Origin of the sequence: Mycobacterium sp. GA-0227b (genome assembly GCF_001499855.1) — a bacterium.
GTDB lineage: Bacteria > Actinomycetota > Actinomycetes > Mycobacteriales > Mycobacteriaceae > Mycobacterium.
This window is the reverse complement of sequence record NZ_LQIK01000034.1, coordinates 114,703-138,772: the sequence shown is the minus strand read 5'-3', so window position 1 is coordinate 138,772 and position 24,070 is coordinate 114,703. Positions and strand designations below refer to the sequence as shown.

Genomic DNA, 24,070 nt, shown 5'->3' with positions numbered 1-24,070 from the left:
GAGCTTAGGCGTACGCCGTGGATCAGGTGAGTTCTGTACGGCGACGCGAATCGTGCCAGGAGTTCTCCGAAACGAATTCGGCGAGGGGCCGTGCAAGCGTCCACCTCTCGATCTCGAGGGTGGGGCGCTCAGGGAACTCCGGTACTGGCCCAAGGCAGATGACGGCGACGGGTTCGGCGTCATCGGGCATATTCAGCAGCGCGCCGAGATCGCGTGGTTCGAAAATCGAGACCCAGCCCATGCCAAGGCCTTCGGCTCGGGCGGCAAGCCACATGTTCTGCAACGCACACGACACCGACGCGAGATCCATTTGGGGAAGCGTGCGACGGCCGAACACGTGTGACGCCCTACCTTCGGCGAGCGCCACCACAAACAACTCGGCGCATTCGAGAATCCCCTCCACCTTGAGTGCCAGGAACTCGTCGCCGCGGTTCCCCAGCGCCTCCGCCGTGCGCAACCGCTCCTGGTCGACCAAGCGGTGAATCTCGCGCCGCAAGTCGGTGTCCGTGATCCGGACGAACCGCCACGGCTGCATGAGTCCGACGCTCGGCGCGGTGTGAGCGGCCTCTAGGAGCCTGGCAAGCATGTCCTCGGGCACCGTTGCACCCGTGACGAAGCGGCGCATATCGCGTCGCTCGGTGATCGCCCGGTAGACGGCCCGCCGCTCGGCGGGGGTGAAGGCATGCTCTGTCACGCGGTCAGCCTAGGCGGAGTCACCGCTACACCAGATAAGGGACGCAAGATGTTTCGACTCAGAGCGTTGCCGCCGCTTGGCCGGTGATCAGCATCCGGTCCGGCTGAGCAGCGCCCAGGAATCGGACTTCTCGCGGCCTCCTGCGGCCGAGACAAGTTGGAAACGCAGCCAGCTATTGAAAACGATGTTCATTATCGTTAACGTGACCGCCTATCTATTGGGGAACCAAGAAAGTTCGAGGTCGACACGTGCAGGCAAACATGCGGTGGGTATGGGTGGTTCCGTCGGTGGCGGTGTTGATTGCTGCCTACACAGACAGCGTCTCGCGTGCACGTACCACCGATCCATCCATCGCGGTTTGCTCTTTGCGAGCAGAATCCGCTGAGCAGCCGGCGGTAGACCTGGTCGGTCATGAGCGTCCCTTGAGCCCGTCGGATGTCAGCGACCACTCCGGCGTCTCGGGTTCCGACGACCGTGGGTCGAACGACCCGAAGGTGAGCATCGGCTCCGGTCGAAGCAGTGATTCGACGCCAGCCGCCCCTGCGCGCGGCGACCACGAGAAGCCCAAGGTGACTGTCGGCTCCGGTCGTGATGATGGCCAATCCTCAGGCGCCACTGCCCATGTTCGCGGCGACAGCACCAAACCCAAGGTGACTGTCGGCTCCGGGAGGGACGGTGACGCGGGGACCGATGTTGCCGCCGACCGAAACGGTGCACCGCGCAGAACCGAGAGCAACGACCCGCCGCTCGGTCATGATCACGATCACGAACATGATCACGGTGGCGGCGACGACGGTCACGACCACGACCATGGCGGTGGCGACGACGACGGCCACGACCATGGTGGTGGCGACGACGACGGCCACGATCATGATCACGATGGCGTCGATGACGGTCACGATCACAGCCATGGTGGTGGCGTCGATGACGGCCACGACCACAGCCACGGCGGTGGCGGCGGCGACGACGGTCACGGCCACAGCCACGGCGGCGGCGACAGAGACGGTCACGGCCACAGCCACGGCGGTGCCGGACAAGAGCACGAACACACTCACAGCGCAGGGCACGCGCATAGCCACATCGACGAAGAACACGATCACGCTCACGAGGCAGATGACCACGGCCACAGCCATTCCGGCGACGACGCCCATGGGCTGATTCACGACCACACTCACGAGCCCGGCCAGGACCACGACCACAATCACGAGCTCGGCCAGGACCACGACCACAATCACGAGCTCGGCCAGGACCACGTCCACGATCACGAAGGCCACGACCACGACCACGAGGGCCACGATCACGATCACGTCGGCCATCAGGGCAACCCCGAAGCGGCGGACGCCGATGCCGGTGCGCAGCCTTCGGTTGAGCCCGCCGCCTGGACATCACCCATCATGTGGACGGGGCTTGCGGCGCTCGTTGCCGCTTTGGCCCTGGCCGGCCGCTGGCTCCTCGGCACCCCGCGCGCCGTTGCGGACAGCTGGAATTTCCTACGCAGACGGCGGCGGTGACCGCATGGACGGAAAACCGGCTATCTCATCGCTGTTTCGCTATATCGAAGAGTTGCACGGCGATCGGGCTTGGGGCAGTTTTCTCGACGCTGGGACCGGAGTGAACTCACTCGAGTGGATCCTGACATTGCCCACCGAGCGCTGGACGGCCGTCACTGCCGCCCGCGGCATGGCAGACAAGACCCGTGACACCTTGGGATCGTCGGTACGTCCGCAGGATCGGTTGCTCGTGGGCAATTGGATCGATGACAGTCTGCTCACCGGAGAAACCTTCGACACCGTGCTGGTCGACTACCTCGTCGGCGCAATCGAGGGTTTCGCGCCCTACTGGCAGGACCGAGTGTTCGCACGGCTGCGGCCGCTAGCTGCCGATGGTGGCCGCGTCTACATCATCGGCTTGGAACCCTACGTCCAATTCGAACCCACCACCGAAAGCGGCAGAGTCATCTGGGAAATCGGTCGTGTGCGGGATGCCTGTCTATTGCTTGCCGGCGAGCGACCATACCGGGAGTTTCCGCTGGACTGGATGCAGCGGCGGCTCGGCACGGCCGGCTTTCGCATGCTCGAAGCGCGGCGGTTTCCTATCCGATATCGCGCCCGCTACATCCACAGTCAGCTCAACATGTGTCTCACGCGGCTCGAACGTTTTCCGTCGAAGGACCTCGCCTCGACTATGCGCGACTACGTCGAAGAACTCCGCGCCCGGGCGCTGGAACTCGACGAACGCGAAGACGGTTTGAGGCACGGCAACGATTACGTGATCGCCGCCGAACCCATGTAGGCGACGCACTATGAAAATGGTTATCATTGTCGCCATGATCACCGCCAAGACTGTCGCTGTTCGCGCACTTCTTGCGAGCCTCGTGCTGACTGCCCCGTTCGGGTTGGCGGCATGCGGCGGAGCTGGCGACTCCCGCCCTAACGCGGCGGACACCACCGGCGCCTGCCCGGGCACGCCAGTCGACGTCGTGGTCAGCGTCGACCAATGGGGCGACATAGTCTCCGAACTCGGCGGCGACTGCGCTCGCGTCACCACGGTGCTCGCCAGTTCGGCGGTCGACCCGCACGATTACGAACCCGCACCCTCCGATGCGGCGAAGTTCGAGGGTGCCCAACTCGTGGTTCTCAACGGCGGCCACTACGACGAGTGGGCGGCCAAGCTCGCCGCCAGCGCGGCGCCGGAAGCGCCGGTCGTCGACGCGCTGGCCGTCGGCGGCGCGGCCCACGAGCACGAGGGCGAGAGCCACGACCATGACCACGACGTGAACCCGCACGCCTGGTACAACCCGGCGACGGTGACTGCGGTCGCCGACGCGGTCAGCGCGCGGCTGCGCGAGCTGTCGGCCGGCGCCGCGGGCTACTTCGACGAGCGTCGCACCGCGTTCCGCGAGGCCCTCAAGCCGTACGATGAGCTCATCGACTCAATCAGGGCCGGTGCCTCCGGCAAGTCCTATGCGGCAACCGAGACCGTGTTCGACGACATGGGCGCGGCGCTCGGCTTGGTCAACCGCACCCCACGGGGTTATCAGGTCGCCTCGGCCAACGACTCCGAACCGTCGCCCGCGGATCTCGATGCCTTCCTGCAACTGCTGGCCGATCGCGGCGTCGACGTGCTGATCTACAACGTGCAAACGGAAGGCGCTGTCCCGCAACAGCTTCGAGCCGCCGCAGAACAGGCCGGCGTCCCGGTGGTCGACATCACCGAGACCGTGCCGCCGGATACCGACTCGTTCCAGAGCTGGCAGGTGAACCAGTTGACCGAACTCGGCGAGGCGCTCGGTGTCAGAACCTGATACCGGGGTGGCGTTGGCCTTCGACGACGTCAGCGCCGCGCGCGGCGGGCGACTGATCTGGTCGGAAGCGACGTTCGAGGTGCCTGCGGGCGGCATCGTCGCCGTCATCGGATCCAACGGGGCGGGCAAGACCACGCTGCTGCAGATCGTGCTCGGCCTGCTTCCGCCGGCGTCGGGACATGTCCGTGTCTTCGGCGAACCGGCCGGCGTGCTGAACAACGCCATCGGCTACGTCCCCCAGAACTACGCGTCGGCCTCCGGTGAGGCGATCCGGGCTCGCGACGCCGTGATGCTCGGCCTGACGGGGCACCGGTGGGGATTCGGCCGCCCGAGCCGCGACGACAACCATCGTGTCGACGAAGTGCTCGCCGCCGTCGACGCCACGGCGGTTGCGCACAAGCGGCTGTCCCAACTGTCGGGCGGGCAACGCCAGCGGGTCGCGTTGGCCGAGGCGCTCGTCTCGAAACCCCGGATGCTCATCCTCGACGAGCCGCTGGCCTCGCTGGACCTGCGCAGCCAACGCGAGATCGTCGCCGTCCTCTCGCGGGTCAACACGAAGTTCGGCGTCACCATCCTGGTCGTCGCGCACGATCTCAACCCGCTGCTGGGCGTGCTCACCAGTGCCATCTACCTGCTCGACGGGCATGCCCACTTCGACACTCTCGACGGTGTCGTCGACGAGACCCTGCTGAGCCACCTCTACGGCACCCGGGTTCAGGTGGTACACACCCCGCAGGGCGAGCTGTACACGCGGAAGACGTGATGAACACGACCATCGTCGCACTGGGCTATCAGGAGAACTGGTGGCACATCATCACGTCGGCGTTCATGCGCAATGCGCTGATCGGCGGCACGATCGTCGCACTGGCCGCCGGGCTCATCGGTTACTTCGTCGTCGTGCGCAACACCGCGTTCGCCGCCCACGCACTCGCCCACATCGGGCTGCCCGGCGCGACGGGCGCGGTCCTGGTCGGCGTCCCCGTCGCGGTGGGACTGGGCGTCTTCTGTATCGGCGGTGCCCTGGTCATCGGTGCGCTGGGACGACGGGCCGCCGACCGCGAGGTGGCGACCGGCACCGTGTTGGCCATGGCGACGGGCCTCGGGCTGTTCTTCAACTCGCTGGCGACCAGGAGTTCGAGCACCATGACCAACGTCCTGTTCGGCAACCTGCTGGCGATTTCCGACCAACAGATCGTGATGTTCGCGGCGCTGTTGGTGGTGCTGGCGCTGTGCGTCGCGATGATCTACCGGCCGCTGCTGTTCACCTCGGTAAACGCCCAGGTGGCCGACGCGAAAGGAGTGCCGGTGCGCGCCTTGTCGGTGGCGTTCATGGCGCTTCTCGGTCTGGCGGTGACGATGGCGGTGCAGGCGGTCGGCACGCTACTGCTGTTCGCGCTCGTGGTCACTCCCGCTGCCGCGGCGATCATGCTGACACCACGGCCGGGCAGGGCGATCGCGCTGTCCACCGGGTTCAGTCTCGCCTCGGTGTGGGCCGGGCTGGGACTGTCGGCGATGTTCAACGCGCCACCCAGCTTTGTGATCGTCACGGTTGCGTGCAGCGTCTGGGCAGTGGTGTGGGCCGCGCAGCGTGGCCTTCGACAAACTGCCGATCGCGTGCTGGTCACCTGAGCGGGAAGCTGCTTCGGCTACTCTCCGAGAGCATGCCCAGGAGTCCCACGCCCAGACGGCGGGCCACCCTGGCATCTCTGGCGGCGGAACTGAAGGTTTCGCGCACCACGATCTCCAACGCCTACAACCGGCCTGATCAACTGTCGGCGGATCTTCGTGAGCGGGTACTCGCCACGGCGAAGCGATTGGGCTACCCCGGTCCGGATCCGGTGGCGCGGTCCTTGCGCACCCGCAAGGCTGGTGCGGTCGGGCTGATGATCACCGAACCACTCAACTACTCGTTCAGCGACCCGGCCGCGCTCGACTTCGTCGCCGGCCTGGCCGAGTCCTGTGAAGCGGCCGGGCAGGGACTGCTGCTCGTGGCGATCGGCCCCAACCGCAGTGTCGGCGACGGCACGGCTGCGGTGCTGGCCGCCGGGGTGGACGGTTTCGTGGTGTACTCCGCGTCCGACGACGACCCGTATCTCGCCGTGGTCCAGCAGCGCCATCTTCCGATGGTGGTCGTCGACCAACCCAAGGACGTACCGGGCGCCACGCATGTGTGCATCGATGACCGTGCCGGGATGCGCCAGCTCGCCGAACACGTTCTGCAGCTTGGACATCGGGAGATCGGCCTGTTGACCATGCGGCTGGGCCGCGACCGGCCGCGCAGCGGGCCAGGTCCGACGGTTGCCGACCCGGACCGATTGCAGACACCGCACTTCCACGTACAGCGGGAGCGAATCGCAGGTGTGCGGGATGCGATGGCCGCGGCCAGACTCGACCCGGAATCGCTGACCGTGGTGGAAAGCTATGAGCACCTTCGGACTTCGGGCGGTGCGGCGGCGGAGGTCGCGCTCAACGCCAACCCGCGGCTGACCGCGCTGATGTGCACCGCCGATGTGCTGGCGCTCTCGGCGATGGACCATCTGCGGGCCCGGGGAATATATGTGCCGGGCCAGATGACTGTCACCGGCTTCGACGGAGTCCCCGAGGCGCTGCGGCGCGGCCTCGCGACCGTCGCGCAGCCGAGCCTCGAAAAGGGCCGTCGCGCAGGGCGTTTGCTGCACCACCCGCCTCGGAGCGGGCTACCCGTGGTCGAGGTGCTCGACACCGAGGTCATCCGCGGCCGCACCGCGGGTCCGCCCGCCTAGATTTCGGTCAGCGGCGCGGTGGCGCGCCATTGGTCGATCATCGGCGCGATGCCCTCGACAAGCATCGGCAGGGCCGGTGCCATCGCCAGCGCCGCGATCATCGCGAGCCGGCCGGCCGCCTCGGTGATTCGCAACACGCGGTCGTCGGTGCGGCGCAACCCCAGCGCGGCGGCGGCCGCGTCATACGCGGCAACGGCCTCCGGGCCGGTCAACGCCAGATCGGATTCGATCGCGCCCAACGTCACGAGTTCGAAGTCCGACCACAGTTCGCCGGCGGAAGTGGTGATCATGTTGTGGTACGGCGCATCACCGTGGATGGTCTGCACGTCGACACCGGGAAACGCCGCCTCGAAGGCCGCTCGTGACGTCAGTACCGGGGCGATGACGGCCCATTCCCGTTGGGCGCGTTCGAGATCAGCCGCAGAAACCAGCTCGGGCAGGAGTCGCACCTGCGCAAGCCCTTCGGGGATGTAGGAGTTGAACGGCGCCCAGAATTCCAGTTCTCCGTCGTAGTCGCGAAGCGCGGCGTGCAATCGCGCGGTCTGCTCCATCCGCCGGCCCATGTCCGGCTCTGCGTCTGGAATCTGCTCGACGAAGTGCCAGGACGTCATCGAAAAGCCGTTGCGCCGAACGGGTTCGCGCGGCACCAGCGGGCTGGGCGGCACGACGGGATGACCACGGTCGGCGAGCCATCCGGTCACCGCCAGTTCCGCGCGCTGTTGCCTGGTCTGCACGTGCGGGTCCTTGGTGTACGACGGCGGCAGCACCGTGGGCACCCGGACCACGACCGGAGCGGGCGACAAATGGACGATCACCGAGAACGCCTCGTAGAGCACCCGGGGTTCGTCCACACGCAGGCCGAGGTCGACACCGGCCGCGGCGGCTGCGGCAACCGCCCGTGCGGTCCGGGCGGCGATCTCGGCGTCGGTCAGCACGTCAACCCGACTGCGAACGACGCGCGTCGAGAAGGAACTTCAGCGCAGCGGCAACGTCTTCGGGCGAGTCCACCCGATAGGTCGCCAACGTCTCACCCGGCCCCACCTTCACGCCGACATCGTCACCGCCCAGTCGCCGGAACGCCTTCTCGTCGGTCACGTCATCGCCGAAAAACACCACAGTGGTGGCCTTTTCCTGCGATCGCAAGATGTCGACCGCCTGCCCCTTGTCGGTCTGGATCACCGCGAACTCCAGCACCGCCTTGCCCTCGGTCAGTTGCGCATCCCATGCCGTCGACGCCGCACGGGCCGCCGCTAGCGCCGCCTCGCCGTCGTCCGCGGAGGCGTTGCGGACGTGCAACGCAACGCTGGCGGGCTTGGTCTCGACGGTCACTCCCGGTCGGTCCGCCGCGATGGCGTCGAGTTCGGCGGTGATCCGGTCCAGCAGCCCGCGGTCGATGTCGTGTGTGAACCCGGACGCGAACTCGGCGCCGTGGCTGCCGACGAGATGCACCGCCGGCGGCAGCGCGGACAGCTCGCGCAGCACTTCGAGCGCGCGCCCGGAGATCAACGCGCTTGCCGTCTGCGGAATATCGGCCAGGGACGCCAGGGCATCGGCGGCGTCGGCGAGCGGTCGGGCGTCCGCCGGGTGGCTGACGATCGGTGCGAGGGTGCCGTCGAAATCAGAGCTGACGAGCAGCCGCGGTGTCGCTGCGGCCGCCGTGAGCGCACGCTGCAGATCCGCCGGGAGCACGCCTAGATCTTAGGGTGCTCCCCGTCGCCGATCAGCAGCCGCACAGCGAGATCCAGCCGCTTGCTGACGTCGGTCGCCGAGGCCCGCCGGGTCAGCCAGGCGAGCAGATTCGACAGCCAGACGTCGGAGATCACGCGGGCGATGTGGTACTGGTCCTCGGTCGGCTCACCGTCGCTCATGGCGCGGGCGAACATCGAGTCCATCAACTTGCCGACGTGGTCGACCTCACCGGCCGCCGAGGCATCGGCGAACACGAATGCGCGCGTCATCGCCTCGGTCAGCAGCGGATTGCGCTGCATCGCCCGGTTGAGCTTGCCCACCATGATGTTGAGCCGCTGATAGGGCGTGCCGCCGGTCAGCGCCGCGCGGTCGGTCTTGGCGTCGATCCGCTCGAACTCGCGCCCCAGCGCCGAAACCAGCAGATGGACCTTCGACGGGAAATACCGATAGAGGGTGCCGACCGCGACATCGGCGCGTTCGGCCACGGCACGCATCTGAACGGCTTCGTAGCCGCCTTTGGACGCGATGGCCAGCGTGGCGTCCAGGATGCGCTTGCGACGCTCACGCTGTGCTTCGGAGCCGAGCTCGGACTCGGACAGCACCGCCACGTTCATCACCTGGCGCGGTCGGGAATCCGACGCCGAACCCGAGCTGGCGGGCGCTGACTGCGAGGGGCCGGACATGCGGCGGGCAACTCCTTCGTCGTGCGTTCTCGTTTCGAAACGATACGCATGCCGATCCTCATTTTCTCACCTCGACACCCGCATTGGCACCGACGTGTCCTGCTGTAATGACGGTCGACTTGACGTTCGATCGCTGGCACTATTAGAACACGTTCTAGTGAGGAGCACCGCCTTCTCACCCAATCGCTAGGAGTGGACGGTGTCGCTCGCATCCCCGGGGACCATCGCCGACGAGCAGTCGGCCGTACGGGAGCTGGTCCGTGACTGGGCAGCAGCCTCCGGCGCCATCTCGGCTGCACGCGACGTCGAGCAGGGCCAGTCGGACGCCTGGCGGCAACCCTATGCGGGGATGGCCCAACTCGGCATCTTCGGTGTCGCGTTGCCCGAGGAGCACGGTGGCGCCGACGGCACGGTCGAGGACCTCTGCGCGATGGTCGACGAGGCGGCCGCCGCGTTGGTTCCCGGCCCCATCGCCACGACGGCGCTGGCCACGCTGGTGCTCCAGCAGTCAGACGTGTTGCAGGCACTCGCCGCCGGTGACCGGGTCGCCGGGGTGGCGCTCAGCGGGGATGTGCAGGTCACCGACGGTCGCGCCTCGGGCACCGCGGAGTACGTGCTCGGCGCCGACGCCGCGGGGGTGTTGCTGCTGCCCGCCGGTGACGGGTTCGTCCTGGTCGACGCCGGCGCCGACGGCGTCTCGGTCGAACCGCTGAAGGCGACCGACTTCTCGCGGCCGCTGGCGCGCGTCGTGCTCGACGCCGCGCCCGCCGAGGCGGTCAACGCACCGGCGCAACGGGTGATCGACATCGCGGCGACGGTGATGGCGGCGGAGGCCGCGGGCCTGGCCCGCTGGGCGTTGCAGACCGCGACGGACTACGCGAAGGTGCGCGAGCAGTTCGGCAAGCCGATCGGCAGTTTCCAGGCCATCAAGCACATGTGTGCCGAAATGCTGCTGCGCTCCGAGCAGGCCTCCGTGGCGGCCGCCGATGCGGCGCGGGCGGTGGCCGACGGCGACGAGCAGCAGTTGTCGATCGCTGCGGCGGTGGCAGCAGCCGTCGGCATCGACGCGGCCAAGGCCAACGCCAAGGACTGCATCCAGGTGCTGGGCGGCATCGGGATCACCTGGGAGCACGACGCGCACCTGTATCTGCGCCGCGCCTACGGCATCGGGCACTTCCTCGGCGGAGCGCAGCGTTGGCTGCGTCGGATCGCCGCGTTGACGCAGCAGGGGGTGCGTCGTGAACTACACATCGACCTGGCGTCGGTCGCGGACAGGCGGCCCGAAATCGTTTCGGCCGTAGCCGAAATCGCCGCGTTGCCCGTCGAGAAGCAGCAGGCCGCGCTGGCCGACGCGGGGTTGCAGGCACCGCACTGGCCCAAGCCGTACGGGCGCGGCGCCGGCCCCGCCGAGCAGCTGCTGATCGATCAGGAGTTGGCCAAGGCCGGGGTGTCGCGGCCGGACCTTGTGATCGGATGGTGGGCGGCTCCAACGATTCTCGAGCACGGCACCCAGGAGCAGATCGAGCGGTTCGTGCCGGCCACGCTGCGGGGCGAGCTGCAGTGGTGTCAGTTGTTCTCCGAGCCCGGCGCGGGATCCGATCTGGCGGCGTTGCGCACCAAGGCCGTCCGCGCCGACGGCGGTTGGAAGCTGACCGGACAGAAGGTGTGGACCTCGGCGGCGCACAAGGCGGCGTGGGGGGTATGCCTCGCGCGCACGGACCCGGATGCGCCCAAACACAAAGGCATCACGTACTTCCTGGTCGACATGAAGTCGGCGGGCATCGACATCCGCCCGCTGCGCGAGATCACCGGCGACAACCTGTTCAACGAGGTGTTCTTCGACGACGTGTTCGTCCCGGACGAGATGGTCGTCGGCCAGGTGAACGACGGGTGGCGGTTGGCCCGCACCACGCTCGCCAACGAGCGGGTCGCGATGGCCGCGGGCACCGCGCTCGGCAATCCCATGGAGGAACTGCTCGAGCAGATCGCCACGCTCGACTTCGACGTGGCCGGCCAGGATCAACTCGGCTCGTTGATCGTGGCGGCCCAGGTCGGCTCGCTGCTGGATCACAAGATCGCCGAACTCGCTGTCGGAGGCCAGGATCCGGGCCCGCAAGCCAGCGCGCGCAAGCTCATCGGGGTGCGTTACCGACAGGCGCTGGCCGAACTGCGGATGGAGTTGTCCGAAGGTGGCGGCGTGGTCGAGAACCCCACGGTGTTCGACTTCCTCAACACCCGCTGCCTGACCATCGCGGGCGGCACGGAGCAGATCCTGCTCACCCTCGCCGGCGAGCGGCTGCTGGGGCTACCCCGCTAGAAGTCATGTTGGCCGATCAGCAGTCTCCTAGCTGAACGCGGCCTGTGCGCAGGCGTCGGGCGAGGTGACGTTCACCCCGGCGTAGACCACCTGGATGTGTGAGCACACGATCAGTGGGACGTCGGTCCTCGGTTGGCCGGTGCGCCAGTCGACCGGCCAGACGTCTTCACCGAACCGATACTTCTCCGGCGGTCCGCCGCCGAAGTAGATCGTGGTGAACTCCACGTCGGTCAACGACTTGAACGAGCGCGTGTTCGGCGTCTTGAAGCTGAAGTTGATGTAGACGCTGCGGTCCATGGTGCGCAGCGTGGTGGTCTGACGGGCCCACAGATCGCCGGGGAATCCGATAACCCCTTCGGGCGCGCGCAGATTCGCCTGGGTGTTGACCAGGCACTTCGCCTCGGCCTTGATGCAGTTGGCCGTTGCCGCCATTTCGAGTGTCTGCGCTGCGTTGACGGGGATCGTGGCGACTTTTGTGTCGACCGCCGCGGATGCGGTCGGGGCGACGAGCGCAACCGCCAACCACATCGCCGATACCACGGCCAGAACGCCGGCGCACCGCTTCACTGGTTTCTGCCTTTCTGGAGCCGCTTGCCGGCGACTTCCATGTCGGTCGTGCGGCGAATGCTAGCCCGCGCGCTATTCGTCGTAGGTGACTTCGACCGAATCCGAGCGGGGCAGCGCCTGGCAGCCGAGTATCAGGCCCTCGTCGAGGTCGGACTGCTCGAGCACGTCGTTGACGTCCATCTCGACCTCGCCGCTTTTCTTCAGTACCGCGCAGGCGCCGCAGTGGCCCTCCCGGCAGGAGAACGGCGCATCGAGACCCTTGTCCAGCAGCACGTCGAGCAGCTTGGCGTTGCGCGGCCACCGCACCTCGTGCTTCTCGCCGTCGAGCGTGACGATCGCCGTGGCCGGGCCCTCGTCGCTGTCGTCCTCCTCGATGACCACGGCGGCGAACGGGTCGGAGTCCAGCGACTTGAACACCTCGATGTGCACGCGATCGGCCGGAATTCCGGCGCCCTTGACCGCCTCCTCCGCCGCGGCCATGAACGGGCCCGGCCCGCAGATGTACGCGTCGTGACCGGTGTACGGAGCGGTCAGGGCGGCCAGCGCGGCCGCGCTCGGCAGCCCCTGCACCGTTTCCAACCAGTGCACGACGACGAGCCGTTCGGGGTACTTCTCGCTCAGTTCACGCAACGCCGCGCCGAAGATCACCGAGTTCTCGTCGCGGTTGGCGTAGACCAGAACGACCTTGCCGGTGCCCTCGGCGAGCGCCGACTTGCAGATCGACATCATCGGCGTGATCCCCGACCCGGCGGCCAACAGCAGGAAGTCGGTGTCCAAAGTCTTGGGTACGAACGTGCCCGATGGCGCGAGCACGTGCACCTTCATGCCGGTGTGCGCGTGATCGCACAGCCAGTTCGACGCGTAGCCGTCGGCGGTGCGCTTGACGGTGACGGTCAGCCGGTCGTCGGTGAACGGCGAGCTGCACAGCGAGTAGCAGCGCGCCACCGATCCGGTGCGCTCGCTGGGCACGCGCAGCGTCAGGAACTGTCCGGGCGCGTACCGCAGCCGTTCAGCCGGAATCTCGGCACCGGCGGGCACGGTGAACACCAGCGAGCGCGCGTCGTCGGTCTCCTCGACGACGTCGGCAAGCTCCAGCTCGAGCACATGGCTGCCGAGCGGCTCGTCGGTCACTTTCGCGTCCACCTTTCACGTCCGGCGATCCCGCCGATTCAGCGCAATAACTAGAACAGGTTACAGAAATGCATGTGTGCAGGTCCAGCAGCCACAGGTATGCGCTACTCGACACGAATCGTAACGTGTTCTAATCTGACGGCTAAGCGATTCGCGCTTGCCGTGAGTGCTCATCGCAGTCCGTCCTATCCGGGAGGCACATCAGTGACGTCCATTGAACAGCGTGACGCGCAGTCGGTCCTAGCCGGGATCGACGATCTTCTGCCGCTGATCGCCAAACGCGCGCAAGCCACCGAGGACCTGCGCCGCCTTCCGGACGAGACGATCAACGAACTCACCGAGGTCGGCTTCTTCAAGCTGCTGCAGCCCGAGCAGTGGGGCGGCTTCCAGTGCGATCCGACGCTGTTCTACGAGGCGGTGCGCCGGCTCGCCAGCGCCTGTGGGTCCACCGGCTGGGTCGGTTCGATCATCGGTGTGCACAACTGGCACCTCGCGCTGTTCGACCAGCAGGCCCAGGAAGAGGTCTGGGGCGACGACCCGGCCGTGCGGATCTCGTCGTCGTATGCGCCGATGGGGGCGGGCACCGTCGTCGACGGCGGCTACATCGTCAACGGGTCCTGGAACTGGTCCTCGGGATGCGATCACGCCACGTGGACGTTCGTCGGCGGGCCGGTGATCAAGGACGGAAAGCCGGTCGACTTCGGCAGCTTTCTGATCCCGCGCACCGAGTACGAGATCGACGACGTGTGGCACGTGGTCGGGCTCAAGGGCACCGGCAGCAACACGCTCAAGGTCAAGGATGTGTTCGTGCCGCGGCACCGCTTCCTGTCCTACAAGGCGATGAACGACCGCACCGCGGGCGGGCTGCAGACCAACACCGCGCCGGTCTACAAGATGCCTTGGGGCACAGTGCATCCCACCACCATCTCGGCGCCCATCGTCGGCATGGCCTATGGCGCTTACGACGCCCACGTCGAGCACCAGGGCAAGCGGGTGCGCGCCGCGTTCGCCGGGGAGAAGGCCAAGGACGATCCGTTCGCCAAGATCCGGATCGCCGAGGCCGCCAGCGACATCGACGCCGCCTGGCGTCAGCTGATCGGCAACGTCGGCGACGAATACGCACTGCTGACGGCGGGTCAGGAGATACCGTTCGACCTGCGCGCCCGCGCCCGCCGCGACCAGGTCCGGGCGACCGGCCGCGCGATCGCCTCGATCGACCGGCTCTTCGAGGCGTCCGGTGCCACCGCGCTCAACAACGACGCTCCGGTGCAACGGTTCTGGCGCGACGCGCACGCGGGGCGGGTGCACGCGGCCAACGACCCCGAACGCGCCTACCTGATCTTCGGCAACAACGAGTTCGGGCTGCCGCCGCAGGACACGATGGTTTAACCGGGAAGGCCTGATGACCTCATACATCCAGGAGACCGAGCAGCAGGTCGAGGTCACCTTCGAATCGACGTCGCGGTACGCGCAGGTCCGAGACGACATGCGGCTGCACTACCACGAAGCAGGCGTCGGCCACTCGCAGACCGTGGTGCTGTTGCACGGCGGCGGGCCCGGTGCGTCGAGCTGGTCGAACTTCTCCAAGAACATCGCGGTGCTCGCCCGGCACTTCCACGTCATCGCCGTCGATCAGCCCGGCTACGGACACTCCGACAAGCACACCGAGCACGAGCAGTACAACCGCTACAGCGCCACCGCGTTGCTGAACCTGTTCGACCATCTCGGCATCGAACGTGCTGCGCTGGTGGGCAATTCGCTGGGCGGCGGGACCGCGGTGCGGTTCGCGCTGGACAACCCGAAGCGGGCCGGCCGACTGGTGCTGATGGGTCCCGGCGGGCTGTCGGTCAACCTGTTCTCCCCGGATCCCACCGAGGGCGTCAAACTGCTGGGCAGGTTCACCGGCGAGCCGACGCGCGAGAACCTGGAGAAGTTCCTGCGCATCATGGTCTTCGACCAGAGCCTGATCACGCCCGAGTTGATCGACGAGCGTTTCGCGATCGCCAGCCAGCCCGACTCGCTGGCCGCGGCGAAGGCGATGGGTAAGTCGTTCGCGGGCGCGGATTTCGAGCTGGGCATGATGTGGCGCGAGGTGTACAAGCTGCGTCAGCCGGTGCTGCTGATCTGGGGCCGCGAGGACCGCGTCAACCCTCTCGATGGCGCATTGGTCGCGCTCAAACAGATTCCCCGTGTGCAGCTGCACGTCTTCGGACAGTGCGGCCACTGGGCGCAGCTGGAGAAATTCGACGAGTTCAACAAGCTCACTGTTGATTTCTTGACCGACGCTTCTGCGAAAGGCTCGCGATGACCATCAAATCGCTTGGCTACCTTCGGATCGAGGCCACCGATGTCGCCGCGTGGCGGGAATACGGCCTCAAGGTGCTCGGCATGGTCGAGGGCTCCGGGCTGACAGAGGGTGCGCTCTATCTGCGGATGGACGAGTTCCCGGCCCGCTTGGTGATCGTCCCCGGCGAGCACGATCGGCTGCTTCAATCCGGTTGGGAGACCGCCAACGCCGCCCAGCTGCAGGACATCCGCAACCGGCTCGACGTCGAAGGCGTTCCCTACAAGGAGGCCTCGGCCGCCGAGCTCGCCGAACGTCGGGTCGACGAGATGATCCGATTCGACGACCCTTCGGGCAACACGCTCGAGGTGTTCCACGGTGTCGCGCTCGAGCACCGCCGCGTCGTCAGCCCCTACGGCCACAAGTTCGTCACCGAGGAGCAGGGTCTGGGGCACGTGGTGCTGACCACCCGCGACGACGCCGAGTCACTGCATTTCTACCGCGACGTGCTGGGCTTCTATCTGCGTGACTCGATGCGGTTGCCTCCGCAGCTCGTCGGCAGGCCGGCCGACGGTGCGCCCGCGTGGCTGCGCTTCTTCGGGGTCAACCCGCGGCACCACAGCTTGGCGTTCATGCCGGGTGAGACGCCGAGCGGCATCGTGCATCTGATGGTCGAGGTCGGCGAGGCCGACGACGTCGGGCTCTGCCTGGACCGCGCGCTGCGCCGCAAGGTGCCCATGTCGGCGACCCTGGGCCGCCACGTCAACGACAAGATGCTCTCGTTCTACATGAAGACGCCGGGCGGTTTCGACGTCGAATTCGGTTGCGAGGGACTGCAGGTCGATGACAGCGAGGACTGGGTCGCGCGGGAGAGCACCGCGGTGAGTCTCTGGGGCCACGACTTCAGCGTTGGTTTCAAGTGACGGTGATGAGCGCTCGCGCGAAGAACAATCGATAATGGCGGCCGAACCGATCGACCCTCGCGCGTTCCGCAATGTGCTGGGCCAGTTCTGCACCGGCATCACGGTGATCACCACAATGCACGACGGCGCGCCGGTCGGGTTCGCCTGCCAGTCATTCGCCGCGCTGTCGCTGGAACCGCCGCTGGTGCTGTTCTGTCCGACGAAGATGTCGCGGTCGTGGCAGGCGATCGAAGCCAGCGGGCACTTCTGCGTGAACGTGCTGCACGAGAACCAGAAGGACGTCTCGGCGCGCTTCGGCTCGAAGGAGCCCGACAAGTTCGCCGAAATCGATTGGCAGCCGTCGAGACTGGGCTCACCGGTCATCGAAGGCACGCTCGCGCACATCGACTGCTCGGTGCACTCGGTGCACGACGGCGGCGACCACTACGTCGTGTTCGGCGCCGTGCATTCGCTCTCGGACGTGCCGCACAAGAAGCCGCGGCCGCTGTTGTTCTACCGCGGGCAGTACACCGGTATCGAGCCGGACAAGAACACGCCCGCACACTGGCGCGACGACCTCGAAGCGTTCCTCACCGCCACGACCGACGACACCTGGCTGTAGTAGATCCGCATTACAACCGCTCGTCGATGAAGTCCACGACGGCTGCGGCGACCTCCCGGTGCACCGTCTCGTTGAGAATGTCGTGGCGTGCGCCCGCGAACTCCGCGAAATGCAGCGCGTCGATCTGCTCCGCGTACGCCCGCACCGCGCCGACCGGAGCGACGACGTCGTTCGAGCCGTGCACGGCCAGCGTCGGGACGGTGAGTTCCGGCAGGTCGGCGCCGAATCGGTCCCAGGCCCTGTCGAGTTCCCGGGTCAGTGCCGCACCGTCGGCGTCGGCGAACGTCAGCGGGTCGTTCTCCAGCAGGTCGAGGTAGAACGGATCGTCGGACAGCCACCCTGGGTTGAGGACGAGCGAGGTGTCGCTGTCGAGCATCGCGGGCGTCGGCACCAACGGAGCACCGGAGACGATGCCGGCTCGATAGCGGTCCGGCTGTTCGAGCAGCCGGAACAGCGTGACGATGGAGCCGAACGAATGCCCCTGCGCGAGCAACGGCAGCCCGGGCCGTGCGGTCTCGGCGACATCGGTCAGGGCATCGGCGAGACCTGAGCTGTCTTCGATGGACCCGAAGTCTCCGCGGGTGCCCGGGCTCAGACCATGGCCGAACTGGTCGACCGCCCACAGATCGATACCCGCGGCGTTGAGCGCGAAGCCGTAGCGGTGGTAGAGACCGGAGTGCTCGCCGAAGCCGTGCAGGAAGATCACCGCGGCGCGCGGATCGGCCGACGGCCAGTGGCGGTAGTAAGCGCGGCCCTTCGGATGGTCGATGAACGGCATGCTGACGACGTTAGCCTTTGCCGAGCAGCACATCGCGCTGCTCGTGCACGCGGTCGCGGATCGCCTCCACGACAGCGGCCACCTCGGGTCGGCGCAGCGCCTCTGCCCGGGTGACGAGCCAGTACGTCAGCCGGACGGCCACCTGGCCGGGCAGCACGCGGAGGAGATCGTCGTGCCGGTCGGCCATGAAACAGGGCAGCAACCCAATGCCGGCGGCCGCGCGGGTGGCTTCCACATGCACGAAAACGTTTGTGGAGGTGACTGATTCGCGCATGGCGGGCGCGAAGCTCGCCGCCACGTCGAGGTCGTCGACCTGCAGCATCGAGTCGATGAAGTAGACCAGCGGGAAACGCTCGAGGTCGGCGATGCTGGTCGGGGTTCCGTGCTCGGCCAGGTAGCCCCGGGCACCGTAGAGGCCCAGGCAGTAGTCGCCAAGCCTGATCGCCCTGGCCCGATGGACCTTGGGTTCGCCGACGACCACCTCCACGTCGAGACCGGACCTCTGCTGGGTGGCGGGTCGCGTTGTGGCGACGAGCTCGACGGCCACCTTTGGGTGCTGACGCTGGACGTGAGCGGCGGCCGGTGCCGCGATGTAGGCCGAGAAGCCGTCGGTTGCCGAGATCCGCACGACGCCTTCGAGTGCGCGGTCGCCGGCTGCGTCGACGGCCAGTGACCGCACGGCCGACTCGATGGCTTCGGCGGCGGCCAGCGCGTCGCGGCCCAGGTCGGTGAGTTCCCACCCACCCGCTCCGCGCGCCAACACCCGCCCGCCGACCGACTCCTCGAGTGCGGCGATGCGCCGAGAGATGGTGGTGTGGTTGAGGCCGAGCTCCTCCGCTGCGGCCTTGTAGCGGCCGGACCGGCCGACCGCCAGCAACACGAGCAGGTCGTCGGCGCTCGGCCGTCGACCCGACGGCTGGGTCATCGGAGGCGGCACAACTGCATTTTCGCAGATACCTCCTGCATTTTTCGCCATTGCTAGCCGCGGGTATCTGCGTGAATACTCACAGGCGTCTGTGCCTGCCATCACAGCCGAAGGAGTGCGCGATGGATGTCACCAATGTCGCGAACAGCGACGCGCCGGTCCCGAGGGGCCTCAAACGCGTCGTGGTCGCCTCGATGGCCGGCACGGTCGTCGAATGGTACGAGTTCTTCCTCTACGCGACTGCCGCCACATTGGTCTTCAACAAGGTGTTCTTCGCCGAAGGCACGAGCGAGGCCAGTGGACTCATCGCCGCCCTGCTGACCTACGCCGTCGGATTCGTCGCGCGCCCGCTGGGCGGGGTGGTCTTCGGACACTTCGGCGACAAGTACGGCCGCAAGAAGCTGCTCCAGTTCGCGATCCTTCTCGTCGGTGGCGTCACGTTTCTCATGGGCTGCCTGCCCACCTACGCACAGATCGGGGTATGGGCGCCGATCTTGCTCGTGGTGCTGCGGTTCCTTCAGGGCTTCGCGGTCGGCGGCGAATGGGGCGGAGCAGTTCTGCTTGTCGCCGAGCACAGTCCGAACGACAAGCGAGCGTTCTGGGCCAGTTGGCCGCAGGCGGCGGTGCCCGTCGGCAACATGCTCGCCACCGTCGTGCTGTTAGTGCTGACCGGTCTGCTGCCGGAGACGGCGTTCCTGTCCTGGGGATGGCGGGTGGCGTTCTGGTTGTCGGCGGTGGTGGTGCTGATCGGCTACTACATCCGCACCAAGGTCAGCGACGCGCCGATCTTCGTGGCCGCCCAGGAGGAGGTCGAACGCGTCAAGGCTGTGTCCTACGGCGTGTTCGAGGTGCTGAGGCGTTATCCCCGTGGCGTTTTCACCGCGATGGGGCTGCGGTTCGCGGAGAACATCATGTACTACCTGGTGGTCACGTTCTCGATCGTCTACCTCAAGACGCACGTCGGCGCCGACACCAGTGACATCCTGTGGTGGCTGCTCGTCGCGCACGCTGTGCACTTCGTGGTGATTCCCCAGGTGGGTCGGCTGTCCGACCGGTTTGGCAGGCGGCCGGTGTACATCGTCGGTGCAATCGCCGGGGGAACGTGGGGCTTCTTCGCGTTCCCGATGATGAACAGCGGCTCCTACCTGTTGATCATGGCCGCGGTCATCCTCGGACTGGTGATCCACGCGTTGATGTACTCGCCGCAGCCGGCGATCATGGCCGAGATGTTTCCGACCCGGATGCGGTATTCCGGTGTCTCCCTTGGCTATCAGGTAACCTCGATCGTCGCCGGGTCGCTGGCGCCGGCCATCGCCACGTGGCTGCTCGACAGGTACGATTCGGCGGTCCCGATCGCGCTCTACCTGGCCGCCGCCTCGGTGATCACCTTGATGGCCGCGCTGTTCACCCGCGAAACCAAGGGCCTCGATCTCGCGACGCTCGATGCGGCCGACCGTGAGCAACTCGCCAAGGCGGGCGTCGTATGAGCGAACTCGACGGCCGCACCGCGCTGGTGACCGGCGGTGCGAGTGGCATCGGGGCCGCATGTGCGCGAGCCTTGGCCGCGCAGGGGACGACGGTCACCGTCGCGGATCGCGACGATGTCGGCGCCAAGGCGATCGCCGAAGAGATCGGTGGAAAGCCATGGGTGGTCGATCTTTCCGACGTCTCCGCGCTCGCGGATCTTCGGCTGAAGACAGACATTCTGGTGAACAACGCCGGCGTGCAGCACGTCAGCCCGATCGCCGAGTTCCCGCCCGAGCGCTTCCGCTTCATTCTCCAACTCATGCTCGAGGCGCCGTTCCTTTTGATTCGTGCGGCGCTGCCGCACATGTACGAGCAGAACTTCGGGCGCATCATCAACATTTCGTCGATACATGGCCTGCGCGCCTCCGAGTTCAAGAGCGGGTACGTGACCGCGAAGCACGGGCTGGAGGGGCTGTCGAAGGTGACCGCGCTGGAGGGCGGCCCGCACGGCGTCACCAGCAACTGCGTCGACCCGGGTTATGTGCGAACTCCGCTGGTGACCAAGCAGATCGCCGATCAGGCCCGCACCCACGGGATAGACGAGGATAAGGTGGTCGCGGACATTCTGCTGAAGGAGAGCGCCATCAAGCGACTTGTCGAACCCGAAGAAGTTGCCTCGCTGGTCATCTGGCTCGCCTCACCGGATGCGGGGATGGTGACCGGGGCGTCGTACACGATGGACGGCGGCTGGAGCGCCCGATGACCACCACTGCGCAATGGACGCCCACGACGGCCGACATCGCCGGCGCGCGAGTCACCGACTTCGCGCAGTTCGTGCAGCGGCGTACCGGCCTCGACCTACCCGACTACCAGTCGCTGTGGCAATGGTCTATCGACGACCCGGACGCGTTCTGGGCTGCGCTGTGGGACTACTTCGGCCTCGGCGACCGGCCTGACACCGTGCTCGCCTCCGCCGAAATGCCCGGCGCACAGTGGTTTCCCGGAACTCACCTCAACTACGTGGATCAGGTGGTGCGCAACGCCCGCACCGACCGGCCCGCGATCCTCTATCTCGCCGAAGGCGGCGGGGTCACCGAGGTTTCCTGGACCGAGTTACTCGGTCGCACCGCAGCTTTCGCGCAGAGGTTGCGCTCGCTCGGGGTGGCGGCCGGCGACCGGGTGATCGGGTACCTGCCGAACATTCCCGAAGCCGTGATCGCATTCCTGGCCACCGCCAGCATCGGCGGCATCTGGAGCGCCTGCGGTCAGGACTACTCGGCCAAGGCCGCGCTCGACCGGCTCGGACAGCTCGAACCGACGGTGCTGGTGACCGCCGACGGTTACACCTATGGCGGCAAGTTCCACGACAAGAGCCGCGACATCGCCACGCTGCAGGATGGCCTGCCGACCCTGCGCGGCACCGTGATGGCCTCGGAAATGACGGGTTCGAACGGTGCTGAGTTGGCGTCGACGCCGGTCGACTTCGCTCACCCGCTGTGGATTCTGTTCTCGTCGGGCACCACCGGACTGCCCAAGGGCATGATGCACGGCCACGGGGGCGTCCTGCTCGAACACCTCAAAGCCATTGCGCTGCAGTCCGACATCGGACCCGACGACACCTTCTTCTGGTACACCAGTCCGAGTTGGATGATGTGGAACTTCCAAGTCGCCGGGCTTCTCGTCGGAGCGACCATCGTGTGCTACGACGGAAGCCCCAGCGCCCCGCGGCCCGATGCACTGTGGGACATCGCCGCTCGAGTGAGGGCCACGGTGCTGGGAACCAGCCCCGGATATGTGCTCGCCTGCGCAAAGGCCGGTGAGGTGCCGCGTAAGGAGCATGATCTGTCGGCGCTGCGCACGGTCGGCATCACCGGGTCCTCACTACCGCCGTCGACGTCACTGTGGTTGCGCGACAACGTCGGCGAGCAGGTACAGGTGTCATCGATCAGCGGTGGCACCGATGTGGTGTCGGCGTTCATCGGCGGGGTCCGCACCGTCCCGGTGTGGCCCGGTGAGCTGTCGGCGCCGTACCTCGGTTGTGCGCTGGACTCGTGGAACGAGTCGGGCAAGCCGGTGCGCAACGAGGTCGGTGAGTTGGTGATCACCAAGCCGCTGCCCTCCATGCCCGTCGGGTTCTGGAACGACCCCGACGGGTCGCGTTATCGCAGCGCGTATTTCGAGATGTTTCCCGGCGTGTGGCGCCACGGCGACTGGATCACGATCACTGACCACGGCAGCGTCATCGTGCACGGGCGGTCGGACTCCACCCTCAACCGGCACGGCATCCGGATGGGCAGCGCGGACATCTACCAGGCGGTCGAGCGGCTGCCCGAGGTCGCCGAAGCGCTGATCATCGGCATCGACCAGTCCGACGGCGGGTACTGGATGCCCCTGTTCGTGGTCCTGGCGGGCGATGCGGAACTTTCCGACGACCTGCGTGACCGCATCAAGAACACCATTCGGGAGGAAGTGTCGCCGCGGCACGTACCCGACGAGATCATCGCCGCGCCAGGCGTTCCGCATACCCGCACGGGCAAGAAGCTCGAAGTGCCGATCAAGAAACTGTTCCAGGGCGCGGACGCCGCGAAGGTCGTCGAGCGCAGCGCCGTCGACGATCCCGATCTGCTCGACTGGTACGTCACGCAGCGTCGAAGGTGATCAGGTCAACGCTGAGTCGGCCCTCGATCAGGCTCATGGTTCGCACAGGCGGACCGGGAAGCGGCGGTGCGGTCGATCGGTAGGTCGCACCGGTGGGTGTCGTGAACTCGGCGCGGTGTTCGCCGTCATGTTCACTTGTCGTCACCGACCAGCCGGTGGCTTCCTTGGCGTAGTTGCACGCCTCGCATTCGCCGAGGCCATTCAGCGCAGTCGTCGGCCCGGCCCTATGCCGGGGCACCGCATGGTCGCGATGGCGTATCGGCGCATTGCAGTAGGGCGTGCGGCACGTCTGATCGCGTATCCCGATGAACGCCGCCAACCCTTTTGGAAAGGCTCTGGCTTGGGATTCCATCGCCACTAGTTGGCCGCTGCGGGGATGCCGGTACAGCCGGCGAAGCATCGCCTTGGCTGTGGCGTCGCCGACCGCCTCGCCGGTGAGCGCTCTCGCGATCGCGCTCGGCAGTGGTCCGTAACCGTCGAGCCACGCGGGCGCATCGTCATCACCCATCAGCGTGGTGTCGGCCATCACGAGGTTCAAGTTGACATCCACCGGCTGCTCGGCGGGGCGTGCGGTCACCCGTTCCACCATTGTGTCGGCCATGATCTGGCCGCGCGACCGGTCGTCGAAAGTGGTGTCGGCGGCGCTTTTCAATGCCGCATAGACGCTCACGCCCTGCTTGACGGGTAGCAGCGCGGTCAACCACACCATCGAGTCGGGCGCCGGGCGAATGGTGACACACCGGTCCGCTTCGGCCTTGGCGCTGCGGTCGACCACCGCGCCCACGTCGAGCTCGCACGCGATCCTCTTAGCTTCGGCCGCGATCCGCTTGTCGCCCCATCCATCGAGACGCGAGAGGTCGCCGCACATTTGGGTGTCGAGCCGACGACGGTCCTCAACGCTCAAACACGCCGATTCACGCACGATCAGAGTGGCTCGCCATTCTGACAGCGCCCCACATTCCAACGCAGCGAGGGTGTGGGGCATCTCGTCAACCAGGGCACTGGCCAGTCCCAGGTGACGGCCGCCCTGCACCGGCGCATCTCGGCGCGCCAACGCGACCTCCGTCGCCAGCCCCCGACCACGTCGACTCGCAGGCACTCCCGCAGCCTCCTCGGCGGCGTAACGCTTCGCCTTCCACAATGCGGTCACGCGTGCCTGCGCGGCGGCGGCGGACGACTTCACCCGTTCGAGTCGCTCGACCGCGACCCGGAGCTCCTCCTCGGAAGCCTCCGGACCGATATCGAACAAACTTTCGAACATGATTCGGACTGTACACCCAGCTGCCG

General features: G+C 67.0%; 22 protein-coding genes and 1 pseudogene. 13 read left to right on the top strand and 10 right to left on the bottom strand.

Features of this window, described 5'->3' with window-relative positions; genetic code table 11:
- Positions 1-22: 22 nt before the first annotated feature.
- Positions 23-694 carry a 5,6-dimethylbenzimidazole synthase gene (bluB, locus tag AU185_RS23880; RefSeq protein ID WP_059101650.1) on the bottom strand — a complete coding sequence of 224 codons (672 nt, stop codon included), beginning with the start codon at positions 692-694 and terminating at the stop codon, positions 23-25.
- 605 nt (positions 695-1,299) lie between these two features.
- A complete protein-coding gene (locus tag AU185_RS25405; RefSeq protein WP_059157015.1) occupies positions 1,300-2,010 on the bottom strand; it encodes a hypothetical protein in 711 nt (236 codons plus the stop codon).
- A 208-nt stretch (positions 2,011-2,218) separates the two neighbouring features.
- Between AU185_RS25405 and AU185_RS23870 the strand changes: the two are divergent.
- The 5 genes and pseudogenes from AU185_RS23870 to AU185_RS23850 form a co-directional block, all read left to right on the top strand.
- Positions 2,219-2,986 (top strand): annotated as a pseudogene (locus tag AU185_RS23870) (class I SAM-dependent methyltransferase); the annotation flags it as partial.
- Positions 2,987-2,996: 10 nt separating this feature from the next.
- Positions 2,997-3,998, top strand: a complete 1,002-nt coding sequence (locus AU185_RS23865; protein WP_059101648.1) for a metal ABC transporter solute-binding protein, Zn/Mn family — start codon at positions 2,997-2,999, stop codon at positions 3,996-3,998.
- Positions 3,985-4,761 (top strand): metal ABC transporter ATP-binding protein, encoded by a 777-nt coding sequence (locus tag AU185_RS23860; protein WP_059101647.1) that lies wholly within the window; start codon positions 3,985-3,987, stop codon positions 4,759-4,761. Before AU185_RS23865 ends, AU185_RS23860 begins: the two co-directional genes overlap by 14 nt.
- On the top strand, positions 4,761-5,627 hold the full coding sequence (locus tag AU185_RS23855; protein WP_059101646.1) for a metal ABC transporter permease: 867 nt from the start codon (positions 4,761-4,763) through the stop codon (positions 5,625-5,627). The genes AU185_RS23860 and AU185_RS23855 overlap by 1 nt, the downstream gene beginning before the upstream one ends.
- Positions 5,628-5,659: 32 nt before the next feature.
- On the top strand, positions 5,660-6,760 hold the full coding sequence (locus AU185_RS23850) for an Rv3575c family transcriptional regulator (RefSeq protein WP_059101645.1): 1,101 nt from the start codon (positions 5,660-5,662) through the stop codon (positions 6,758-6,760).
- On the opposite strand, the gene AU185_RS23845 is transcribed toward AU185_RS23850, so the two are convergent.
- The 3 genes from AU185_RS23845 to kstR are packed head-to-tail and all read right to left on the bottom strand — an operon-like array spanning position 6,757 to position 9,057.
- Entirely contained in the window at positions 6,757-7,695 is a 939-nt protein-coding gene (locus AU185_RS23845) for a phosphotransferase (RefSeq protein WP_059101644.1), read from the bottom strand. The genes AU185_RS23850 and AU185_RS23845 overlap by 4 nt on opposite strands.
- A gap of 1 nt (position 7,696) precedes the next feature.
- Positions 7,697-8,449 (bottom strand): trehalose-phosphatase, encoded by a 753-nt coding sequence (otsB, locus tag AU185_RS23840; protein WP_059101643.1) that lies wholly within the window; start codon positions 8,447-8,449, stop codon positions 7,697-7,699.
- Between the two features lie 2 nt (positions 8,450-8,451).
- On the bottom strand, positions 8,452-9,057 hold the full coding sequence (gene kstR, locus AU185_RS23835; protein WP_172799375.1) for a cholesterol catabolism transcriptional regulator KstR: 606 nt from the start codon (positions 9,055-9,057) through the stop codon (positions 8,452-8,454).
- A gap of 274 nt (positions 9,058-9,331) precedes the next feature.
- Here kstR and AU185_RS23830 point away from each other — a divergent pair, with 274 nt between their 5' ends.
- Complete coding sequence (locus AU185_RS23830) at positions 9,332-11,449, top strand: acyl-CoA dehydrogenase family protein (RefSeq protein ID WP_059101641.1); 2,118 nt, start codon at positions 9,332-9,334, stop codon at positions 11,447-11,449.
- A 27-nt stretch (positions 11,450-11,476) separates the two neighbouring features.
- Here the strand turns inward: AU185_RS23830 and AU185_RS23825 are convergent, their stop codons facing one another.
- Both AU185_RS23825 and AU185_RS23820 read right to left on the bottom strand, forming a co-directional pair.
- Complete coding sequence (locus tag AU185_RS23825; RefSeq protein WP_059101640.1) at positions 11,477-12,016, bottom strand: hypothetical protein; 540 nt, start codon at positions 12,014-12,016, stop codon at positions 11,477-11,479.
- Between the two features lie 72 nt (positions 12,017-12,088).
- Positions 12,089-13,147: a ferredoxin--NADP reductase gene (locus AU185_RS23820; protein WP_059101838.1), complete on the bottom strand. Its 1,059-nt coding sequence runs from the start codon at positions 13,145-13,147 to the stop codon at positions 12,089-12,091.
- 204 nt (positions 13,148-13,351) lie between these two features.
- Here AU185_RS23820 and hsaA point away from each other — a divergent pair, with 204 nt between their 5' ends.
- The 4 genes from hsaA to hsaB are packed head-to-tail and all read left to right on the top strand — an operon-like array spanning position 13,352 to position 16,955.
- Positions 13,352-14,536, top strand: a complete 1,185-nt coding sequence (hsaA, locus tag AU185_RS23815) for a 3-hydroxy-9,10-secoandrosta-1,3,5(10)-triene-9,17-dione monooxygenase oxygenase subunit (RefSeq protein WP_059101639.1) — start codon at positions 13,352-13,354, stop codon at positions 14,534-14,536.
- A 13-nt stretch (positions 14,537-14,549) separates the two neighbouring features.
- The gene (gene hsaD, locus AU185_RS23810) at positions 14,550-15,455 is read left to right on the top strand and encodes a 4,5:9,10-diseco-3-hydroxy-5,9,17-trioxoandrosta-1(10),2-diene-4-oate hydrolase (protein WP_059101638.1); all 906 of its coding nucleotides are present in this window, start codon (positions 14,550-14,552) and stop codon (positions 15,453-15,455) included.
- Positions 15,452-16,354, top strand: coding sequence for an iron-dependent extradiol dioxygenase HsaC (hsaC, locus tag AU185_RS23805; protein WP_059101637.1), 903 nt, complete (start codon positions 15,452-15,454; stop codon positions 16,352-16,354). The genes hsaD and hsaC overlap by 4 nt, the downstream gene beginning before the upstream one ends.
- 34 nt (positions 16,355-16,388) lie before the next feature.
- Entirely contained in the window at positions 16,389-16,955 is a 567-nt protein-coding gene (gene hsaB / locus AU185_RS23800) for a 3-hydroxy-9,10-secoandrosta-1,3,5(10)-triene-9,17-dione monooxygenase reductase subunit (protein ID WP_059101636.1), read from the top strand.
- A 10-nt stretch (positions 16,956-16,965) separates the two neighbouring features.
- Here hsaB and AU185_RS23795 read toward each other — a convergent pair whose 3' ends face one another.
- Positions 16,966-17,733, bottom strand: a complete 768-nt coding sequence (locus AU185_RS23795) for an alpha/beta fold hydrolase (protein ID WP_059101635.1) — start codon at positions 17,731-17,733, stop codon at positions 16,966-16,968.
- A gap of 10 nt (positions 17,734-17,743) precedes the next feature.
- Positions 17,744-18,709, bottom strand: coding sequence for a LysR family transcriptional regulator (locus AU185_RS23790; RefSeq protein WP_059101634.1), 966 nt, complete (start codon positions 18,707-18,709; stop codon positions 17,744-17,746).
- A gap of 71 nt (positions 18,710-18,780) precedes the next feature.
- On the opposite strand from AU185_RS23790, the gene AU185_RS23785 reads away from it, so the two are divergent.
- From AU185_RS23785 to AU185_RS23775, 3 genes are read left to right on the top strand one after another with little or no spacing between them, the layout of a single operon-like run.
- The gene (locus AU185_RS23785; RefSeq protein ID WP_059101633.1) at positions 18,781-20,145 is read left to right on the top strand and encodes an MFS transporter; all 1,365 of its coding nucleotides are present in this window, start codon (positions 18,781-18,783) and stop codon (positions 20,143-20,145) included.
- The gene (locus AU185_RS23780; RefSeq protein ID WP_059101632.1) at positions 20,142-20,888 is read left to right on the top strand and encodes a 3-hydroxybutyrate dehydrogenase; all 747 of its coding nucleotides are present in this window, start codon (positions 20,142-20,144) and stop codon (positions 20,886-20,888) included. Before AU185_RS23785 ends, AU185_RS23780 begins: the two co-directional genes overlap by 4 nt.
- Positions 20,885-22,783, top strand: coding sequence for an acetoacetate--CoA ligase (locus AU185_RS23775; RefSeq protein ID WP_059101631.1), 1,899 nt, complete (start codon positions 20,885-20,887; stop codon positions 22,781-22,783). Before AU185_RS23780 ends, AU185_RS23775 begins: the two co-directional genes overlap by 4 nt.
- Here the strand turns inward: AU185_RS23775 and AU185_RS23770 are convergent.
- Entirely contained in the window at positions 22,764-24,044 is a 1,281-nt protein-coding gene (locus AU185_RS23770) for an HNH endonuclease (RefSeq protein ID WP_059101630.1), read from the bottom strand. The two genes, AU185_RS23775 and AU185_RS23770, sit on opposite strands and share 20 nt — an antisense overlap.
- Positions 24,045-24,070 lie beyond the last annotated feature (26 nt).